Origin of the sequence: Streptococcus infantis (assembly GCF_019929665.1) — a bacterium.
GTDB classification, from domain to species: Bacteria; Bacillota; Bacilli; order Lactobacillales; family Streptococcaceae; genus Streptococcus; species Streptococcus infantis_H.
In genome coordinates this window covers 111,219-130,222 of sequence record NZ_JAHZPZ010000004.1, presented here as the reverse complement: position 1 = coordinate 130,222, position 19,004 = coordinate 111,219, and the positions used below count along the sequence as shown (strand labels likewise).

Sequence of the window (19,004 nt, the reverse complement as noted above, 5' to 3'; positions counted from 1 at the left end):
TGTTACCGCCGTGAAAAGGCGGTGTCTTAACCCCTTGACCAACGGACCTGAGCTTTTTCAACTCTTTCTATTATACCTACTTTTAGAATCTTGTCAAGATATTGGATTTATTTTTTTATCTTTTTGGAGAAAAATCTCTTAGCACATGCCTTAGTTCTTTTAACATAGCTTTTCTTCCTTTGAATCGCTCATCAGCTAACAATCGTTCAAATAACTCCAATTTTTCTTTTCCTAATCCTGCTCGATATTCTTTAAGCACTTCTTGTAATGCGTAAGACTCATCTATCAACAACCCCCCTTCGCCTAATCGATGGCTAATCTCGCTCACTTCTTCATAAGCTTGTCGATCTAATCTTCTTTTATAACTTTCTTGTTTTCGAACTGCATCCAAAATTCGATTTCGAAACTTTGTTTTGAAGTAGGTATAAAATTCCTTATTTTTATTTTCCTTAAAATCAGGATGATTTTCTAATAATTCATGTAGGCAAATCATTCCCTCTTGATCCCAATCTTCTTTTTCCCATAAATGAAGGTAGTATTCTTTTCTACACTTATGTACAATAGCTTTTACTTCGTGGTAATTCATGTCTAACATAGTTGTTCTCCTTTTCTGCCATTAGTATAGCAGAGGTAGAGACGAATTATGACATTTCTTCTATTTTGTTATTTATCCTGCCTGATTTTATTTTTTTGAATGTTTGATACTTCGTTGGGATATCTTTTTAGACTTTTTAGGATATAAAAAGAGACAAGAGTTATGCTCTTGTCTTTTAAAAAATTTATTGGAACAAATCTACAATTGTATCCCAGACGGTTTTTGCTTTTTCTTTAATTTTTGCATCTGAAATAGCTTTTTCTGCCTCATCAATAAGGTTCTGAGCTCTACTTTGGATATCATTTATAGAGTCATTTGACTGCCCACCACCATTGTCAGTTGACTGATTCGGAACATTTTCAGGAGCAATCCCATTTATTTTATAGGCATTTTCAACTGTAAATGTACTTCCTGGTGTATAAGGAAGAATTGTTTCTGCCATACTTCTAAAAATATGAGCGGCGCCATTTGATGTCGAACCTGCTAGATAATGATTTTCATCGGTTGTCGGGAAACCAAGCCAGTGACTAATGACTACATCTGGCGTATAGCCGATAACCCACTGGTCACTCGTATACACCGGGTTGAAGGTTGCTTCTGTTGTACCTGTTTTCCCGGCCATAACATAACCATCTGGTGATGAACTTATCCCTGTACCGTTTGTGAATGTCCCTAGCATCATGCTAGTCATTTTATCCGCTACGGATTTATCTATCACTCGTTTTTGAGAATTCTTATGAGTAGCAATGACTTGACCACTTGCATTTTCAATACGTGTAATGAAATGTGCTTCAGGCATCAAACCTTCGTTTGCAAATGCTGCATAAGCTTGCGCCATTTGCAGTGGACTAGTTTCCACACCACCGCCCAGTGCAACACCCAACACACGATCTACTTTGTTTAAGTTAAGCCCGAATCTTTCGCCTGATTCAAAAGCCTTGTCAATACCAAGTTCCTTAACCGTGGCTACTGCAGGAAGGTTTAGGGATTCAGCTAAAGCTTGGTACATTGGAACTTCTGGAGATGTTTTGATTCCTGCGTAGTTATCTACCTTGTAATCACCATACTCCATAGTATGATTGTCCAACTCTTTATTTAGTGCCCAACCAGCTTCGACTGCTGGGGTATAGACAACTAAGGGCTTAATAGTTGAACCTGGGCTTCTTTTTGATTGAGTTGCATAGTTGAAATTTCGGAAACCGGCTTTATCATCTCCTGCTACACGACCAACAACTCCTCGAACTCCTCCTGTTTTTGGCTCTAGAGCAACACTGCCCGACTCAGCATGAGTTCCATCTTCTGCGGTTGGAAAGAGAGCTGTGTTTTCATAAATGACCTGCATATTAGCCTGGTAATTCTGATCTAATTCCGTATATATACGATAGCCGTTGTTCACAATTTCTTCTTCAGTTAAATTATACTTTTCAATTGCTTCATTAACAACAGCATCAAAATAGGATGGATATCGGTAGTCTGAAACTTTACCTTCATAAGCATCTTGCAGTTGAGAGGCCATATCAACACCCGAAGCTTCCGCTTCTTTATCTTTATCAATATAGCCAGCAGCGACCATATTTTGTAGAACGGTGTCTCTACGATTAGTAGAATCTTCAATAGAATTCAAAGGGTTATACAATTCTGGCCCTTTGAGCATTCCGGCTAAAGTTGCAGCTTCATCAAGTGTCAGTTGAGAGGCTGAAACCCCGAAGTATTTTTTACTTGCATCTTCAACACCCCAAACTCCATTTCCGAAGTAGGCATTGTTCAAGTACATAGTCAGAATTTCTTTCTTGCTATATTTTTTTGTTAGCTCCAAAGCTAAAAAGAATTCTTTCGCCTTTCTCTGTACAGTCTGATCTTGAGAAAGATAGGCATTCTTCGCCAACTGCTGAGTAATTGTAGAACCACCACCTGAGCGTCCAGCCGTCACTATCGCTAGGAAAAAACGAGCATAGTTAATACCATCGTTCTTATAGAAACTTCTATCCTCGGTAGCAATGACAGCATTTTGTAAATCTTCACTGATGTCCGAAAGTTCGACATAGGTGCCTTTTTGACCTGACAGGGCGCCTGCTTCTTTTTCCTCTCTGTCAAAAATCAGAGTGCGAGTTTTTAAAGCGTTTTGTAAGTCGGTAACATTTGTCGATTTTGCTAGAGCAAACAAATAGACCCCAACAAACAAGCTAGCACTGAGCCCAAGAATCAAAAAGATTTTTGTCAGATGATAGCGACGCCAAAATTTTCGAATAGGACCAACTGCCCCAGATTTCTTTCGACCTGCTCTTGAACGTCGTAAGTTGCTCGACACATTTTCTTCTTGTTTGACTTCATTCATTTCTGTTTCTTCAATTTCAGATTCTTCTTTCTTAAATAAGGAAAGAAATTTTTCAAATAAGGTATCTAATTTCATGCGTATATTTTATCATCTTCCCCATAGGAAGACAAGAATTTTGCTAGTTCCCCTGTCCAAATAAATTGATTTTTGTTACAATATCAGTATGAAATTTACCTTTACGATCCCCAACTCTCTACCCAAAATGACGGTCAAGTTCTTCCTAGAAGAACAGCTGTTAATACCTAGAAAAATAAGGCACTTTTTGAGAATCAAGAAACACATCCTCATTAATCAAGAAGAAGTCCACTGGCATCAAACGGTCAAGGCTGGAGATGAGTGCCAATTGATTTTCGACGAGGAAGATTATCCTACAAAAGAAATTCTCTGGGGAAATCCCAAACTTGTCGAAGAAGTCTATCAAGACCAACATCTAATTATCGTCAATAAACCCGAGGGTATGAAGACACATGGAAATCAGCCAGATGAGATAGCTCTTCTCAATCATGTCAGCGCCTATGCCGGCCAAACCTGCTATGTTGTTCATCGCTTGGATATGGAAACAAGCGGTCTCGTACTGTTTGCGAAAAATCCATTCATTCTTCCTATTCTTAATCGCTTATTAGAAAAGAAAGAGATTTCTCGAGAATACTGGGCTCTGGTTGATGGAAGATTAGGGGCTAAGGACTTAATCTACCGAGATAAAATCGGTCGCAATCGTCACGATCGTAGAAAAAGAATTGTGGATCAAAAAAATGGTCAATACGCCGAAACTCACGTAACTCGGTTAAAACAATTTCAAAACAAAACCAGTCTCGTTCGGTGTAGATTAAAAACAGGACGTACTCATCAGATCCGAGTCCACCTATCTCACCACGGACATCCAATCCTCGGGGACCCTCTCTACAACCCACACTCAAAAAACAAGAGACTGATGCTTCACGCATTTAAACTATCCTTTATCCACCCTCTGACTTTAAATAAATTAAGCTTTACCGCACTCTCAGATACATTTGAAAGAGAATTAAAACAAAATGGATGATAAAATCATCCATTTTTATTGATACAAAAAGCAAGACCGATTGGTCTTGCTTTTTCGACTCAGAAATTATTTAGCAATTTTTGCGAAGTATTCAAGAGTACGTACAAGTTGTGCAGTGTAAGACATTTCGTTGTCGTACCATGATACAACTTTAACCAATTGTTTACCGTCAACGTCAAGAACTTTAGTTTGAGTTGCGTCAAACAATGAACCGTATGACATACCTACGATATCTGAAGATACGATTGGATCTTCTGTGTAACCGTATGATTCGTTTGAAGCTGCTTTCATAGCTGCGTTCACTTCATCAACAGTAACGTTCTTTTCAAGAACAGCTACCAATTCAGTAACTGATCCAGTTGGAGTTGGAACGCGTTGTGCAGATCCGTCAAGTTTACCATTCAATTCTGGAATTACAAGACCGATAGCTTTAGCAGCACCAGTTGAGTTAGGAACGATGTTTGCAGCACCAGCGCGAGCACGACGAAGGTCACCACCACGGTGTGGTCCGTCAAGAATCATTTGGTCACCAGTGTAAGCGTGGATAGTAGTCATCAATCCTTCTACAACACCGAAGTTATCTTGAAGAGCTTTAGCCATTGGAGCCAAGCAGTTTGTAGTACATGAAGCACCTGAGATAACTGTTTCAGTACCATCAAGAACGTCGTGGTTAGTGTTAAATACAACTGTTTTAACGTCATTTCCACCAGGAGCAGTGATAACAACTTTCTTAGCGCCACCTGCATGCAAGTGTTTTTCAGCAGCTTCTTTCTTAGCAAAGAAACCAGTCGCTTCAAGAACGATTTCTACACCGTCGTTAGCCCAGTCGATTTGTTCTGGATCACGTTCAGCAGAAACTTTAACGAATTTACCGTTAACTTCGAATCCACCTTCTTTAACTTCCACAGTTCCGTCGAAACGACCTTGAGTTGTGTCGTATTTCAACAAGTGTGCAAGCATAACTGGATCTGTAAGGTCGTTGATGCGAGTAACTTCAACACCTTCTACGTTTTGGATACGACGGAAAGCAAGACGACCGATACGACCGAAACCGTTAATACCAACTTTAACTACCATTAGTGATTTCCTCCTTATGAAAATCATGAAAATTTTATTGTGAAAAGAGTAACTTGAATCACTACAAATCACCTTTCAACAAACCTATTATATAACTATTTTAGTTTTATTGCAAGCGCTGACGTTGATTTTCACTTCAGTTTTCTACTTTCTAGATACACAATTTTATATAGATTCCCTTTGTCAAAAGTCTATCAACATGCATCTTTATAGTTATTTACTAAACTTTTTTGTTAAACTTTTAACCTCTTCTATTTTGAAAAACTATAAAAAGAGGCAGGATTACTCCTGCCTCTGACTGATAATCAATTATTTAAGACGTCCTGGTCTTTCTTTGTAACCATAGTAAGCATCTTCGATGATTTCTTGCATATGATCAACCATTGGAAGACGTGGGTTTGCAGGTGAACATTGATCTTCATAAGCCAGGAAGGCCAATTCGCGTGAATGTTCTTTCCATTCTTTCTCGTCAACACCTTGTGCTTTGAAATTCATTTCGATACCTACGCGCTCACCGAGTTCGTAAACAGCTTTAGCAAAAGATGCAACCCCTTCTTCTGGAGTAGAAGCTGGAAGTCCAAGCATACGAGCGATATCTTGATATTTCTCATCTGCACGGTAGTAGTTGTACTTAGGCCATGTAGCTGTCTTAGCTGGGCGTGTACCATTGTAACGGATAACGTATGGAAGCAAGATTGCATTTGTACGTCCGTGAACTGTGTGGAATTGTGCACCAATCTTGTGAGCCATTGAGTGAGAAATACCTAGGAAGGCATTCGCAAAGGCCATACCAGCAATAGTTGAAGCGTTATGCATTTTCTCACGTGAGTGGAAGTCTGCATTCTTAACTGAGCTTTCAAGGTTTTCAAATACGAGTTTGATTGCTTGAAGAGCAAGACCGTCAGTGTAGTCGCTAGCCATTTGTGATACGTAAGCTTCAGTCGCGTGAGTCAATACGTCCATACCAGTGTCAGCAGCAACAAATCCAGGAACTGTCAATACCAAGGCAGGGTCTACGATTGCCACAGTTGGTGTCAATGAGTAGTCAGCGATTGGGTATTTACGGTTGTTTGCTTTATCAGAGATAACGGCAAATGGAGTTACTTCAGATCCTGTACCAGATGTAGTTGGGATAGCAATGAATTTAGTCTTCTTACCAAGCAATGGGAATTTGAAGGCACGTTTACGGATATCCATGAATTTTTGTACAAGGTCACGGAAATCCACTTCTGGTTGCTCGTAGAAGAGCCACATTACTTTAGCAGCGTCCATTGGTGATCCACCACCAAGAGCAATGATTGTATCTGGTTTGAAGGAACGCATAATCTCAGTACCACGTTCAACTGTAGTGATATCTGGATCTGGCTCTACATCTGCAAAGATTTGGTAAACAACCTTATTGCGACGAAGGTCAAGTTGCTCGATGATACGATCGAGGAAACCAAGCTCTACCATAGCGTGGTCAGTAACGATCATGACACGCTCAACGTCACGACATTTTTGAAGGTATTGAATTGAATCACGTTCAAAGTATGTTTTTGAAGGAAGTTTCATCCATTGCATGTTATTTCTCCGTCTTCCGACTTTTTTGATATTCAAGAGGTTAATGGCGCTAACGTTATCCCCAACTGAGTTACGTCCGTAAGAACCACATCCGAGTGTCAATGATGGCAAGAAGGCATTATAAACGTCCCCGATACCACCGAAAGTAGAAGGTGAGTTACAGATAACACGAATAGCTTTAACAGCTTTACCAAATTCTTTAGTCAATTCTTCATCAGCAGTATGGATGGCAGCTGAGTGTCCAAGACCGTTAAATTCAACCATTTGACGAGCTTTAGCAATACCATCTTCACGGCTTTCAGATTTCAAAACTGCGATAACTGGTGACAATTTTTCACGAGTCAATGGCTCGTTTTCACCAACTTCCTTACATTCTGCAGCAAGAATGTTTGTTCCTTCTGGGACAGTAAATCCTGCTTGTTCTGCAATCCAAGTTGCTGGTTTACCAACGATGTCAGCGTTCAATTTTGCACCAGCACAGTTTTTGCTGTTTGCTTTCACGCCGAAGCAGAACTCTTCAAGAAGAGCTTTTTCTTTTTTGTTTACAAAGTAAGTGTGGTAAGATTTGAACTCTGCTACAAATTCATCATAAATTTCTTTATCAATAATAACCGCTTGTTCAGATGCACAGACCATACCATTATCAAATGATTTAGACATGACGATATCGTGAGCAGCTTGGCGAATATTAGCTGATTTTTCAACATAAGCTGGAACGTTTCCGGCACCTACCCCAAGAGCTGGTTTACCACATGAGTATGCAGCTTTAACCATGGCATTCCCACCTGTTGCAAGGATTGTTGCAATACCTTCGTGGTTCATCAATGCGCTAGTTGCTTCCATAGATGGTTCAGTAATCCACTGTACACAGTTTTCAGGAGCTCCTGCTTTAATCGCTGCATCACGCACAATTTGAGCAGCGTGAGCTGATGATTCTTGAGCTGATGGGTGGAATGCAAAGACAATAGGATTACGAGTCTTCAATGAAATCAAAGCTTTAAAGATTGCTGTTGAAGTTGGGTTAGTTGTTGGAGTGATACCACAAACAACACCAACTGGTTCAGCGATAAGAGTCAATCCTGTCACATCGTCTTCTTCAATAACACCAACTGTTTTAGTGTGGCGCATGTTGTTTACTACGTGCTCACAGGCAAACAAGTTCTTAGTCGCTTTATCTTCAAATACTCCACGTCCTGTTTCTTCAAAGGCATGTAGAGCCAATTCTCCGTGGGCATCAAGAGCTGCAACTGAAGCTTTTGCTACAATATAATCGACTTGATCTTGGTCAAGTTTACGCATTTCTTCAAGGGCAACCAAAGCTTTTTGCACCAATCCATCGACATGCTTTTCAGCAGCGAGTTTCTTTTCCTCTGGTGTTACAGTTTTTTTATCAGCCATATTTTCCTCCATAGCTTTCAAGGATTGTAAGTCCTTTGTTAATTTTTTCACAATCTTATTATAACTCTTTTTTCAAGATTTGTAAACAGTTTCATAGAAATTTCACAAACTTTTTTTATTCGCTTGTGAAAATAATTTTGCACAGCCCTACCCATACGCTTTTTAGCTTATACTTTGTGAATAATCTCGTAAAACTTTTATTTTTCACAAACTTCATTGTAAAAAGGTATTGAAAGGCGTCTCAACTTCCATGTAAGCGCTTTCTTTGAGTACGGTATATTACCCCCTCTAAGAGGAGGTTATTGTGCTTGTTGGAAGAGCCCTTGTTTAAAGTCACCTTCATAGACAACTTCTTGCTCTGTAGTCAGTTTTCCTTTTCCTTCAGCTTGGCCATTAACAAAGTCTCCTTCATAAACCCAGCCCTCTTTAGCTTGGTAGGTTCCTTTACCGTTAAATGCTCCATTTTTAAATTCACCAGTATAAGTGTCGCCATTTGAGAAGGTCATTGTGCCTTTGCCATTCATCTTTCCACGTACAATACTTCCATCATATACAAGTGAATCGCCATCCAGTTTCAAAACTCCTTGCTTAGGCATATTCCCTACAAATACAAATATAGCACAAAAAGCTATGAGTACTACTGCTGCAATTTCCAAACGAGGACGCGTTATATAGACACTGTACTTATCATAGAATTTCTTTAAATTATCCATTTTTTGCCTCATTTTCTAAACGTGTTAGCCAAGCTTGGCAACCAGTTAAAACTCGATCATAAGTTTCATCAAAATCACCTGTATACCATGGATCAGGAACACCCTCAGAAGCAAATGCCTCTAGCTTGTGTTGTTGGTCTTGAGGACACATCCGAGTCAAATCTAGAAGATTGGACTCGTCCATCCCAATGACATAATCAAAATATTCAAAATCATCCTTAGAAATTTGCTGTGATGTTTTTGATGAATCGTAAGGAATCTCGTGAGCTTTAAAAATTTTCTGAGTTCCTTTGTGAATTGGATTGCCATGTTCCCAAGAAGAAGTTGCTCTACTTTCAATCTCATAATCATCGGTTAAAGATTTCATAATAAATTCTGCCATAGGACTACGGCAAATATTACCAAGACATACAAAAACAACTTTCTTCATTATTGTTCCCCATATTCATAGAAAAAGGGGTATGAGATCCACCCCGTTTTATTCTTCAATCGCGCTTTCACCATCGACAACTGTACCTTCTGATGTAACAGCCTCTTTAAGCGGCAAGACAGATTTGATAGCTCCAAGTTCAAAAGTCAAGTAAACTCCGTCTACATCAAGTACAATCGTTCTGTTTTCGGTATCAACTTCATCAACTGTACCGTATAAACCACCGATAGTAATGACTTCATAGCCTTTTTGAAGTTTATTGAGACTCTCCATGCGTTTTTCAGCTTGTTTCTTTTGAGAACGTTGCATAAAGAACATCAAGGCAAACATCCCTACAAGCATAATCACAAATGTTAAATTTGCATTCATTGTATTTTCTCCTTTGTAATTCAGATAAAACTACTATATCAAATTTCACTATTTTTTACAAGATTGCACCTTAGTTTTAAGTCAATAAAAAACCAGAGCAAAGCTCTGATTTTTCTTATTTCAAGTTGTTTACAAGTTCTACTAGGTTTTCAACTGTAAATCCATACTCTGCCAACACTTTTGAAGCTGGGGCAGATGCTCCAAAGGTATCAATACCGAGAACTGCTCCATCAAGACCAACGTATTTGTACCAGTTTTGAGTCGCTCCCATTTCAACCGCCACACGGCGACGCACTGCATTTGGTAGGATTTCTTCTTTGTATGCGGCATCTTGTGCATCAAAGACATCCGTAGATGGCATGCTGACTACGCGAACATTTCCACCTTGGCTTGCTAATTCCTTAGCAGCTGTAACAGCTAGGTTCACTTCTGAACCTGTTGCAATCAAAATAGTGTCAAAATCTGCTGCATTTTCATAGACAACGTAAGCACCTTTTGCAACCTTATCAAAGTCTGTTCCTTCCTCAACAGTCAAGTTTTGACGAGTCAAGACAAGGGCAGTTGGTGTTTTCTCACTATTCACTGCAAGATACCAAGCTGCTTGAGTTTCACGCGCATCTGCTGGACGGAAAACGTTGAGATTTGGAATCGCACGAAGTCCTGCCAAGTGCTCAATTGGTTCGTGAGTTGGTCCATCTTCACCAACTGCGATTGAATCGTGAGTAAAGACATAGGTTACAGGAAGACCTTGTAGAGCTGACAAACGAACTGCCGCTTTAAGGTAGTCTGAGAATACGAAGAAAGTTCCACCGTAAACTCGAAGTCCACCGTGAAGAGCCATTCCGTTCAAAACTGTACCCATTGCAAATTCACGAACACCAAATTGGATATTACGGTTCAAGCGATTTGCATCGTCCTGAAGTCCGTCAGTTTTGATGTAAGTCATATTTGAATGAGCAAGGTCAGCTGATCCGCCAAGGAAGGTCGGCAATTTAGCAGCCACTACATTTAAAGCATCTTGGCTTGAGTTACGAGTTGCTTGAGAGAAGCCATTTTCTAAAGCTGGGAAGTCTTCTGGAGTCAATTCAACTGGATCGCGTCCGTCGATGATTGCTTCCACTTCTGCAGCAAGCTCTGGGTAAGCTTCTTTATAGTCTGCAACTAGTTTTGTCCATGCTTCATATGCTGATGCACCTCGGTCTGCAACATTTTCTTTGAAATCAGCATAAACTTCTGCTGGGATTTCAAATGGTTCATAGTCCCAACCAAGGGCTTGACGAGTTGCAGCCGTTTCGTCTGCACCAAGAGGAGCACCGTGTACGGCATTAGTTCCTTGTTTGTTTGGGGAACCATAACCAATAACAGTTTTCACTTCAATCAAAGATGGTTTCCCTGAAGCCTTAGCTTCTTCAATAGCTGCTTGAATAGCTTCTAAGTCTGTCCCATCTTCAACCAAGGCTGTATGCCAACCGTAAGCATTGTAACGATCGCGAACACTCTCTGTGAATGAATCTTTTGTCTCACCGTCCAAGTTGATATCATTTGAATCATAGAGAACAACCAATTTGTCAAGTTTCTGCAAGCCTGCATAAGAAGCAGCTTCACTTGATACACCTTCCATCAAGTCACCATCTCCACAGATAACATATGTGTAGTGATCAAAGATGTTATAACCTTCGCGGTTATACTTGGCTGCAAGGAAACGTTCTGCTTGTGCAAAACCTGTCGCAGTTGCAATCCCTTGTCCTAGAGGACCTGTTGTTGCATCAACCCCTGCTGTATGACCAAATTCTGGGTGACCTGGAGTTTTAGATCCCCATTGACGGAAGCTCTTCACTTCATCCATGCTCACATCTTCAAATCCAGAAAGGTGAAGAAGGGCATAGAGAAGCATTGATCCGTGACCAGCTGAAAGAATGAAACGGTCGCGGTTGATCCAGTTTGGTTGAGCTGGATTGATACGAAGTTCTTTAGTGAAAAGGCTGTAAGCCATCGGTGCTGCACCCATTACCACCCCTGGGTGGCCTGAATTAGCTTTATTAATAGCGTCAATACCCAAGAAACGAATAGCATTAACAGATAGATTTGACATAGAATTTCCTTTCTCTTTGAGGTGATAAGTATACCACGCATCCTATTTTACTATTATATGAAAAAATACCTAGAATAGCAATAAAACAATTTACTATAAAATGACTCAGCCGATTATACTAATTCCTAGTCGCTTGATAGTAAGGTAATAATTTTTCAAAACCTCTATCAAGTCCATCTAGAACCTTATCTAGGGTATCTTCATCGGCTATTGGAATATCAACTTTTACTAAAACCTTACGAATCTCCTGATTGGATAATTGTTGTCTTAAAAGTTGTCTATTCTCCTCAGTAGCTTGTACTCTATAGCTTTCATCGTTTTTCTGAACCCAATAATAGATTCCATCAACCACTGGGATATCCAAGATTTTAGTCTGTTTTGATAAGGTCTTTTCATCTTTCTTTCTCTCTACAAAGCTGATTTCTATAGAGATTCCCCAATTATTCTGATTTCCATACAAACGAAGAGCCATCATGGGCTCTGTTACATGTCCCTCTCTCTGTAAATAAACCCAGAAATGTGGTCGTAATCTCTGCGCTTGATTCATCCATTGACTGGTTGGGTGTAAATTCCAATCGGAATGCCTAGCTTGAAAACATTCCGCTAGGTGAGTAAATGCCTTTCGCGCTTCCTGCCCTTTTTGACGCAGGTCTAGCATTTTATCCTTTTCAGCTCCTGCTTTGTCAGGATTCCGGTACTGTTCTCCTTGATAAGCAAGATAGTCCTTGAATTCTTTCATTTGATTCCTTCTTTAGTTAGAAAAAATCAGGTTTTCCCTGATTTTTCATTTTTATTCTGTGTCAACCACAACGTAACGATTTGGTTCGTCACCTTCAGAGTAACTGGTTACACCTTCCATTCGTGAGATGATGCGATGGATAATTTTACGCTCGCTGCTTGACATTGGATCTGTCATCTGACTACGGCCTTCTTCCAAAACACGTGTCGCTAATTTTTGAGCATAACTCTGCAAGACTTCTGCACGATGTTCTACATAATCATTAACGTTGATAGTAATGTAGAAGGTTTTTGAATAACGATTGTAGAGGTAATTTTGTGCCAAAAGTTGAAGAGATTTCAAAACCTTACCATGGTAACCAATGATACGGCCTGGCTCATTTGTATCAATTTGCATGTTGATAGAGCGACGGTTAGAGGTGCTAGAAATAGCTCCCTCAACATCCATTTCATCGATGATTGCTTGAACATAATTGGTTACTTCTTCAACAACCTTTTCGGTGTCGTATGTTGGCTCGACTTTCAAACCAAGATTTTCTAAGTCGCTGCCTTTTTCAGGCTCAACTTCATCTTGAGTTTCTTCAGGTTGCAATTCTTTTAAAACTGCAATATGGCCTGTTTCTTCTAAAATCGTGCTGGCTTCTTTATCATTCTTAAGAATTTCAGCCTTAACTTCTTCAGAAATTTCTTGCCCTTCTTCTTCAATTTTCTTGATAGCAGCAACTACATGTCCCAAATCAACGGTTGCTTCGCTGACTGTTTTAACTGGATCATTTTGATCATTAATTTCTTTCGGAACACCTTTGATCGCCTGCTGATTTGCTTTTACAACGGTTGTCTCACTGATTGCTTCGATATCAACTTGAGCTGGTTTTGTACCAAAAAGTCCAAAAAATCCCTTTTTCTCTCTCGAAACAACTTTGATATGAGCTTTCATTCTCGGAATATTTAATTCATTCAATCCCTTTTGGATTGCTTCTTCAACTGTTGAACCTGTAAATAATACCATTATCAGATTTCTCCTTACTTTTTCTTTTTCTGTGCTTTCTTTAGAGCTTTTCTTTTTTTAACTTCTAAATCCTTCTTAGCTTGCACATTTGCTTCACGCTCTGCAATGATTTTGAAGGGGTTGTTCAAAAGGTAAGTTTGCAATACTTGATAAGCATTTGAAACCGCCCAGTAAAGAGCGACTCCACTTGGAGCAGATATTGCAAAAAAGAAGATTATAACAGGCATCCCATACATCATACCTGTCATTGCACCATTTTTCTCAGGCAAAGCTTTATTTGAAAGCCAGCTACTGAGGAAGGTGAATAGGGCAGCTAAAATAGGTAGTACGAAAGTGGTATCAGCTCCACCTAGATTGAACCATAAGAAGTGGCCTGTCTTCAAAAAATCTACGTTTGATAAAGCTTGGAAAAGAGCCAATAGAATTGGCATTTGAATCAAAAGCGGCCAGAAGGATGCGGATTGCTTAATGCCTAATTCTTTAAATAATTTACGTGTTTCCTGATCTAGCTTAGTACGACTTTCCATGTCGCGACCTGGATAACGTTCGCGCAATTCTTTGATAAGAGGTTGCGCCTCTTGCATTTTTCTGGAAGCCACCATTTGTGTTTGAAAGACTGGTAACAGTATCGTTCTAATCAAGACTGTGAACAGAATAATCCCTAAACCAATGCTGACATCAAATGACAAAAATCGAATAGTTTCAGCAAAAAAATAAACAAGTTTACTCCAAAAGTCTGCAGAATCTGCAGACACTTCACTAGTTGCACAAGCAGTCATTACCAACAAGGACAAACCTAACAAACTAGTCAATTGTAATTTCTTCTTCACTCTTATTTCCTTCCTGGTAAATCTTTGCTAATCTCAAAACATGAAGTAAGTTTTTTTCAATTTCTGCATATTCTAATAGTTCAACGCCTTTTCGAGCAATCACAACAAAATCGACATTATCAACAAGTTGATTACTATTTTGAATGAGAACATGCCGGATTCTTCTCTTGATTTGGTTTCTTGTCACAGCATTTCCTAATTTTTTACTGACTGATAAACCTACTCGAAAATGTGTTTCATTGTTTTCTAATCGATAAATAACAAATTTTCGATTAGCTACACTTGCTCCCTTTTTAAATATGGCGTCGAAATCTTTCTCTTTTTTTACACGAAAGCTTTTTCTCAAAAATTCTACTCCATCTAATAAAACTACTACTATTATACCATATTTTTTCAAAAAGCCAATCATGGCAAGGTTTTAGGCTGGTTTGACTTCGAAAAAAGTAGCCATTCTTAAAAAATTTGACCAGAATCAATGAAATTTTACTAGTTTTTTAAAAAATACAAAACAAAAGCCACTCTTACGAGCGACTTTTGTAGGAGATTATTATGAAAAAGTTTAGGATTTCTATTAAATAAAGTTAGGAGGTCTTTATTTAATGATTAGAGTATACACACCTATCCTTAAATTGAACTTAAATCATTTTATTTTTTTATTAATTTTTAAAACTATGAATTGGAGCTGGAATCTGTCCTCCACGAGCAATGAAATCAGCCGAAGAAGCTCCATTGACTTTCATAACTGGGGCAGTTCCTAGCAAGCCACCAAACTCAATCATATCGCCTTCTTTACCCTTTGGAATGATACGAACAGCTGTGGTTTTCATATTGATAACACCAATTGCTGCCTCATCCGCAATCATAGCCGCAATCGTTTCTGCCGGAGTATCTTCAGGGATAGCAATCATATCCAATCCAACTGAACAGATAGCAGTCATGGCTTCTAATTTCTCAAGATTTAGGGAACCATTTTGCACTGCTGCTATCATACCCTCATCTTCTGAAACTGGGATGAAAGCACCTGACAGACCACCGACTTGGTTGCAAGCCATTACTCCGCCTTTTTTTACTTGGTCATTTAAAAGAGCTAAAGCGGCAGTCGTCCCATGAGTCCCAACTGTTTCCAGTCCCATTTCTTCCAGAACCCGAGCTACAGAATCCCCCACTGCAGGAGTAGGTGCTAAACTCAAATCAACAATCCCAAAATCAACACCTAGTCTTTCACTAGCCATCTGGCCAACTAATTGACCAATCCGAGTAATCTTGAAGGCTGTCTTTTTAACAGTTTCAGCAACTACATCAAAGCTTTGCCCACGAACTTTTTCTAAAGCACGTTTGACAACACCAGGCCCTGACACACCGACATTTATAATAACATCAGCTTCACCAACACCATGAAAGGCTCCGGCCATAAAAGGATTGTCCTCAACTGCATTGGCAAAAACGACAAGTTTTGCAGCCCCCATATCTGAAAGCTCAGCTGTCTCCTTGATAATTCGACCCATATCAGCTACAGCAGTCATGTTGATTCCTGATTTTGTTGAACCAATATTTACTGAAGAGCAAACTTTATCAGTTTCAGCTAAAGCACGTGGAATCGAGTTGATGAGTATTTCATCTCCTTTTTGGTAGCCTTTTTGAACTAAAGCAGAAAAGCCACCAATAAAATCGACGCCAATTTCTTTTGCTGCTCTATCTAAAGCTTTGGCTAACGGTACATAGTCCCTTGCATTTGTAGCAGCACCAATTAGAGAAATCGGTGTTACTGATACACGTTTATTGACAATAGGTATACCTAACTCAGCGGCGATTTCATCACCGACAGCCACTAAATTCGCCGCCTTAGTTGTAACTTTTTCATATATTTTATCTGCAGCCTTATCAATATCTGGATCAATACAATCAAGAAGAGAAATTCCCATGGTAATGGTACGAATATCAAAATTCTGCTCTTCAATCATTGCAATAGTTTCGGTAACTTGTCTAATATCCATAAGTACCTCCTAGATATTGTACATAGCATCGAAAATAGCCGCACTTTGAATATTGATTTTGACATTCAAGGTCTGGCCAAAGGCTTCAAACTCATTTCTTAGTTGAGTAAAATCATGTTTTTCATCACTGGATACTACAGCCATCATGGTGAAGAACTCATCCAAGACAGTTTGTGAAATATCATCAATATTTAATCCTAATTCAGCAATCTTAGTCGCAACACCTGCAACAATACCACCCTTATCTTTTCCAACAACAGTTATAATAGCTTTCATATTGGTCCTCCATCTTTGAAATCATAGAAAAATAACCATATCTATATTTTTCTTTTTTCTCAGTATAGCACATTTACTTCAAAAAAACTAAAAAACGCCTGCTTACGAAATTGTTCTTAAAAGAAAAACAATTTCGTAAACAAGCGTCTACCCTACCATCTTATGATGAGTGTTCCCGCTAGGACAAAAGTCCTAGCGGTAGACCAGAGCTAGACTAAGAGCACAGGGCTCCATCATCATAACACTCAACAAAATTGATGATTCTATACTAATTCGATGATCGCCATTGGCGCTGCATCACCACGACGTGGTTCAGTTTTAAGGATACGAGTGTATCCACCGTTACGGTCTGCATAACGAGGTGCGATTTCTGAGAACAATTTTTGAAGTGCTGTAGTAGAAGTGTACTTATCAGTTGCTTCATCATAGTTTTCAGATGCGATTTCATTACGTACGAAAGCAGCAGCTTGACGACGTGCATGCAAATCACCACGTTTACCTAGAGTAATCATTTTTTCAACAGTTTTACGGATTTCTTTAGCACGAGCTTCAGTTGTCACGATTGATTCGTTGATCAAAAGGTCAGTTGTCAAATCGCGAAGCATTGCTTTACGTTGTGAGCTAGTGCGTCCTAGTTTACGGTAAGCCATGTATTCCTCCTTTATTTATCTTTTAATCCAAGACCCAAATCAATGAGTTTGAGTTTCACTTCTTCCAAACTCTTGCGTCCAAGATTTCTTACTTTCATCATCTCTGCTTCAGATTTTTCTGTCAAATCATGCACAGTATTGATACCAGCACGTTTCAAACAGTTATATGAGCGTACAGACAAGTCAAGTTCCTCAATCGTACGTTCCAAAATACGGTCGTCCGATTCAGTATCAGCTTCTTTCATCACTTCTGCAGATTTAGCAATCTCTGTAAGATTTGTAAACAAATCAAGATGTTCTGTCAAAATACGTGCTGAAAGCCCTAAAGCATCTTCTGGAATAATAGTTCCATTTGTCAAGATTTCAAGGGTTAATTTGTCGAAACCATCATTGCTTCCTACACGAGCAGGTTCAACTTGATAGTTAACTTTTGTAACTGGTGTATAAATAGAATCTACAGCAAGTGTTCCAACTGGGGCATTATCTTTTTTATTTTCATCTGCAGGTACATAACCACGACCAGTGTTTACAGTCATAGTTGCTTTAAATGAAGCACCTTCTCCGATTGTGAAAAGATAATGATCTGGATTTACGATTTCAATATCACTATCAGTTAAAATATCTCCGGCTGTCACTTCAGCAGGACCTTCAACATCAAGTTCAATAGTCTTTTCGTCTTTTACATATGATTTAACTGCAATACCTTTAATGTTCAGAATGATTTGCATCACGTCTTCGCGAACACCAGGAATTGTATCAAATTCATGTAATACTCCATCGATATCGATAGATGTAACAGCTGCTCCTGGAAGAGAAGCAAGAAGTACACGACGAAGAGAGTTACCAAGAGTTGTACCGTATCCACGTTCTAGTGGTTCGATTACAAACTTGCCATAATCTTTATTTTCATCAATTTTTGTTATATTTGGTTTTTCAAACTCGATCATTTAGTTACTCCCTCTTAAACGAAAAGCAGTGTAAAGGTAATGATTATACACGGCGACGTTTTGGAGGACGAGCACCATTGTGTGGCACTGGAGTCACATCACGAATTGCTGTTACTTCAAGACCAGCGGCAGCAAGAGCACGAATAGCTGACTCACGACCAGAACCTGGACCTTTTACAGTAACTTCAACTGATTTAAGACCGTGTTCTTGTGCAGATTTAGCAGCAGCTTCTGAAGCCATTTGAGCAGCAAATGGTGTAGATTTACGAGAACCTTTGAAACCAAGAGCACCAGCTGATGACCAAGCGATTGCATTACCATGCACATCAGTAATCATAACAATAGTGTTATTAAATGTAGCGTGAATATGAGCAATACCAGATTCGATATTCTTTTTCACACGACGTTTACGTGTTGGTTTAGCCAAGACTTTTACCTCCTATATTATTTTTTCTTACCAGCAATCGCAACAGCTTTACCTTTACGAGTGCGAGCGTTGTTTTTAGTGTTTTGTCCACGGACAGGAAGTCCACGACGGTGACGGATACCACGGTATGAACCGATTTCCATCAAACGTTTGATGTTCAAGTTCACTTCACGACGAAGGTCACCTTCAACTTTAATTGCATCCACTTCACGACGGATAGCATCTTCTTGATCTGATGTAAGGTCACGAACACGAATATCTTCTGAAACTCCAGCAGCTGCCAAAATCTTTTGAGATGTTGCAAGTCCGATACCATAGACATAAGTCAATGAGATAACTACGCGTTTGTCATTTGGAATATCAACTCCAGCAATACGAGCCATGTTTTCTCCTTTCTATCTTATCCTTGACGTTGTTTGTGTTTTGGATTTGCTGGGCAAATTACCATAACACGACCATTACGACGAATTACTTTACAGTATTCGCAAATTGGTTTGACCGATGGTCTTACTTTCATTTCTT

Annotated in this window: 20 protein-coding genes; 1 reads left to right on the top strand and 19 read right to left on the bottom strand. The window is 39.3% G+C overall.

Features of this window, described 5'->3' with window-relative positions; genetic code table 11:
• Positions 1-115: 115 nt before the first annotated feature.
• Together K1I61_RS07680 and pbp2a are read right to left on the bottom strand one after the other, a co-directional pair.
• Positions 116-595 (bottom strand): sigma factor, encoded by a 480-nt coding sequence (locus K1I61_RS07680; RefSeq protein WP_223334496.1) that lies wholly within the window; start codon positions 593-595, stop codon positions 116-118.
• Between the two features lie 184 nt (positions 596-779).
• On the bottom strand, positions 780-3,005 hold the full coding sequence (pbp2a, locus tag K1I61_RS07675; RefSeq protein WP_223334494.1) for a penicillin-binding protein PBP2A: 2,226 nt from the start codon (positions 3,003-3,005) through the stop codon (positions 780-782).
• A gap of 88 nt (positions 3,006-3,093) precedes the next feature.
• Between pbp2a and K1I61_RS07670 the strand changes: the two genes are divergently transcribed.
• Complete coding sequence (locus K1I61_RS07670) at positions 3,094-3,969, top strand: RluA family pseudouridine synthase (RefSeq protein WP_317627986.1); 876 nt, start codon at positions 3,094-3,096, stop codon at positions 3,967-3,969.
• Between the two features lie 66 nt (positions 3,970-4,035).
• Here the strand turns inward: K1I61_RS07670 and gap are convergent, their stop codons facing one another.
• From gap to rpmJ, 17 genes are all read right to left on the bottom strand, one after another.
• Positions 4,036-5,046 (bottom strand): type I glyceraldehyde-3-phosphate dehydrogenase, encoded by a 1,011-nt coding sequence (gene gap, locus K1I61_RS07665; RefSeq protein WP_004251141.1) that lies wholly within the window; start codon positions 5,044-5,046, stop codon positions 4,036-4,038.
• A gap of 309 nt (positions 5,047-5,355) precedes the next feature.
• On the bottom strand, positions 5,356-8,007 hold the full coding sequence (gene adhE / locus K1I61_RS07660) for a bifunctional acetaldehyde-CoA/alcohol dehydrogenase (RefSeq protein ID WP_223334492.1): 2,652 nt from the start codon (positions 8,005-8,007) through the stop codon (positions 5,356-5,358).
• Positions 8,008-8,306: 299 nt separating this feature from the next.
• The gene (locus K1I61_RS07655; RefSeq protein ID WP_223334490.1) at positions 8,307-8,720 is read right to left on the bottom strand and encodes an MORN repeat-containing protein; all 414 of its coding nucleotides are present in this window, start codon (positions 8,718-8,720) and stop codon (positions 8,307-8,309) included.
• Positions 8,713-9,150: a low molecular weight protein-tyrosine-phosphatase gene (locus K1I61_RS07650; protein WP_223334488.1), complete on the bottom strand. Its 438-nt coding sequence runs from the start codon at positions 9,148-9,150 to the stop codon at positions 8,713-8,715. Before K1I61_RS07650 ends, K1I61_RS07655 begins: the two co-directional genes overlap by 8 nt.
• Before the next feature lie 48 nt (positions 9,151-9,198).
• Positions 9,199-9,519: a preprotein translocase subunit YajC gene (gene yajC, locus K1I61_RS07645; RefSeq protein ID WP_004251136.1), complete on the bottom strand. Its 321-nt coding sequence runs from the start codon at positions 9,517-9,519 to the stop codon at positions 9,199-9,201.
• Positions 9,520-9,634: 115 nt separating this feature from the next.
• Complete coding sequence (gene tkt / locus K1I61_RS07640) at positions 9,635-11,611, bottom strand: transketolase (RefSeq protein ID WP_223334486.1); 1,977 nt, start codon at positions 11,609-11,611, stop codon at positions 9,635-9,637.
• Positions 11,612-11,729: 118 nt separating this feature from the next.
• A complete protein-coding gene (locus K1I61_RS07635) occupies positions 11,730-12,350 on the bottom strand; it encodes a ribonuclease P (protein ID WP_223334484.1) in 621 nt (206 codons plus the stop codon).
• Between the two features lie 51 nt (positions 12,351-12,401).
• Positions 12,402-13,358, bottom strand: a complete 957-nt coding sequence (jag, locus tag K1I61_RS07630) for an RNA-binding cell elongation regulator Jag/EloR (protein WP_223334481.1) — start codon at positions 13,356-13,358, stop codon at positions 12,402-12,404.
• Between the two features lie 14 nt (positions 13,359-13,372).
• Positions 13,373-14,188, bottom strand: coding sequence for a YidC/Oxa1 family membrane protein insertase (locus K1I61_RS07625; RefSeq protein WP_223334480.1), 816 nt, complete (start codon positions 14,186-14,188; stop codon positions 13,373-13,375).
• Positions 14,163-14,534: a ribonuclease P protein component gene (gene rnpA, locus K1I61_RS07620; protein ID WP_025169334.1), complete on the bottom strand. Its 372-nt coding sequence runs from the start codon at positions 14,532-14,534 to the stop codon at positions 14,163-14,165. The genes K1I61_RS07625 and rnpA overlap by 26 nt, the downstream gene beginning before the upstream one ends.
• Positions 14,535-14,844: 310 nt before the next feature.
• Positions 14,845-16,182, bottom strand: a complete 1,338-nt coding sequence (locus tag K1I61_RS07615) for a PFL family protein (RefSeq protein WP_036756204.1) — start codon at positions 16,180-16,182, stop codon at positions 14,845-14,847.
• 9 nt (positions 16,183-16,191) lie between these two features.
• Positions 16,192-16,458: an ACT domain-containing protein gene (locus K1I61_RS07610; RefSeq protein ID WP_006149010.1), complete on the bottom strand. Its 267-nt coding sequence runs from the start codon at positions 16,456-16,458 to the stop codon at positions 16,192-16,194.
• A 263-nt stretch (positions 16,459-16,721) separates the two neighbouring features.
• Entirely contained in the window at positions 16,722-17,108 is a 387-nt protein-coding gene (gene rplQ, locus K1I61_RS07605) for a 50S ribosomal protein L17 (protein WP_004251124.1), read from the bottom strand.
• A gap of 11 nt (positions 17,109-17,119) precedes the next feature.
• A complete protein-coding gene (locus K1I61_RS07600; protein WP_004251121.1) occupies positions 17,120-18,055 on the bottom strand; it encodes a DNA-directed RNA polymerase subunit alpha in 936 nt (311 codons plus the stop codon).
• Between the two features lie 43 nt (positions 18,056-18,098).
• Positions 18,099-18,482 carry a 30S ribosomal protein S11 gene (gene rpsK / locus K1I61_RS07595; RefSeq protein ID WP_001118385.1) on the bottom strand — a complete coding sequence of 128 codons (384 nt, stop codon included), beginning with the start codon at positions 18,480-18,482 and terminating at the stop codon, positions 18,099-18,101.
• Positions 18,483-18,499: 17 nt separating this feature from the next.
• Positions 18,500-18,865: a 30S ribosomal protein S13 gene (gene rpsM, locus K1I61_RS07590; RefSeq protein WP_004251117.1), complete on the bottom strand. Its 366-nt coding sequence runs from the start codon at positions 18,863-18,865 to the stop codon at positions 18,500-18,502.
• A gap of 17 nt (positions 18,866-18,882) precedes the next feature.
• Positions 18,883-18,999 (bottom strand): 50S ribosomal protein L36, encoded by a 117-nt coding sequence (rpmJ, locus tag K1I61_RS07585; RefSeq protein ID WP_001808836.1) that lies wholly within the window; start codon positions 18,997-18,999, stop codon positions 18,883-18,885.
• Positions 19,000-19,004: the final 5 nt, after the last annotated feature.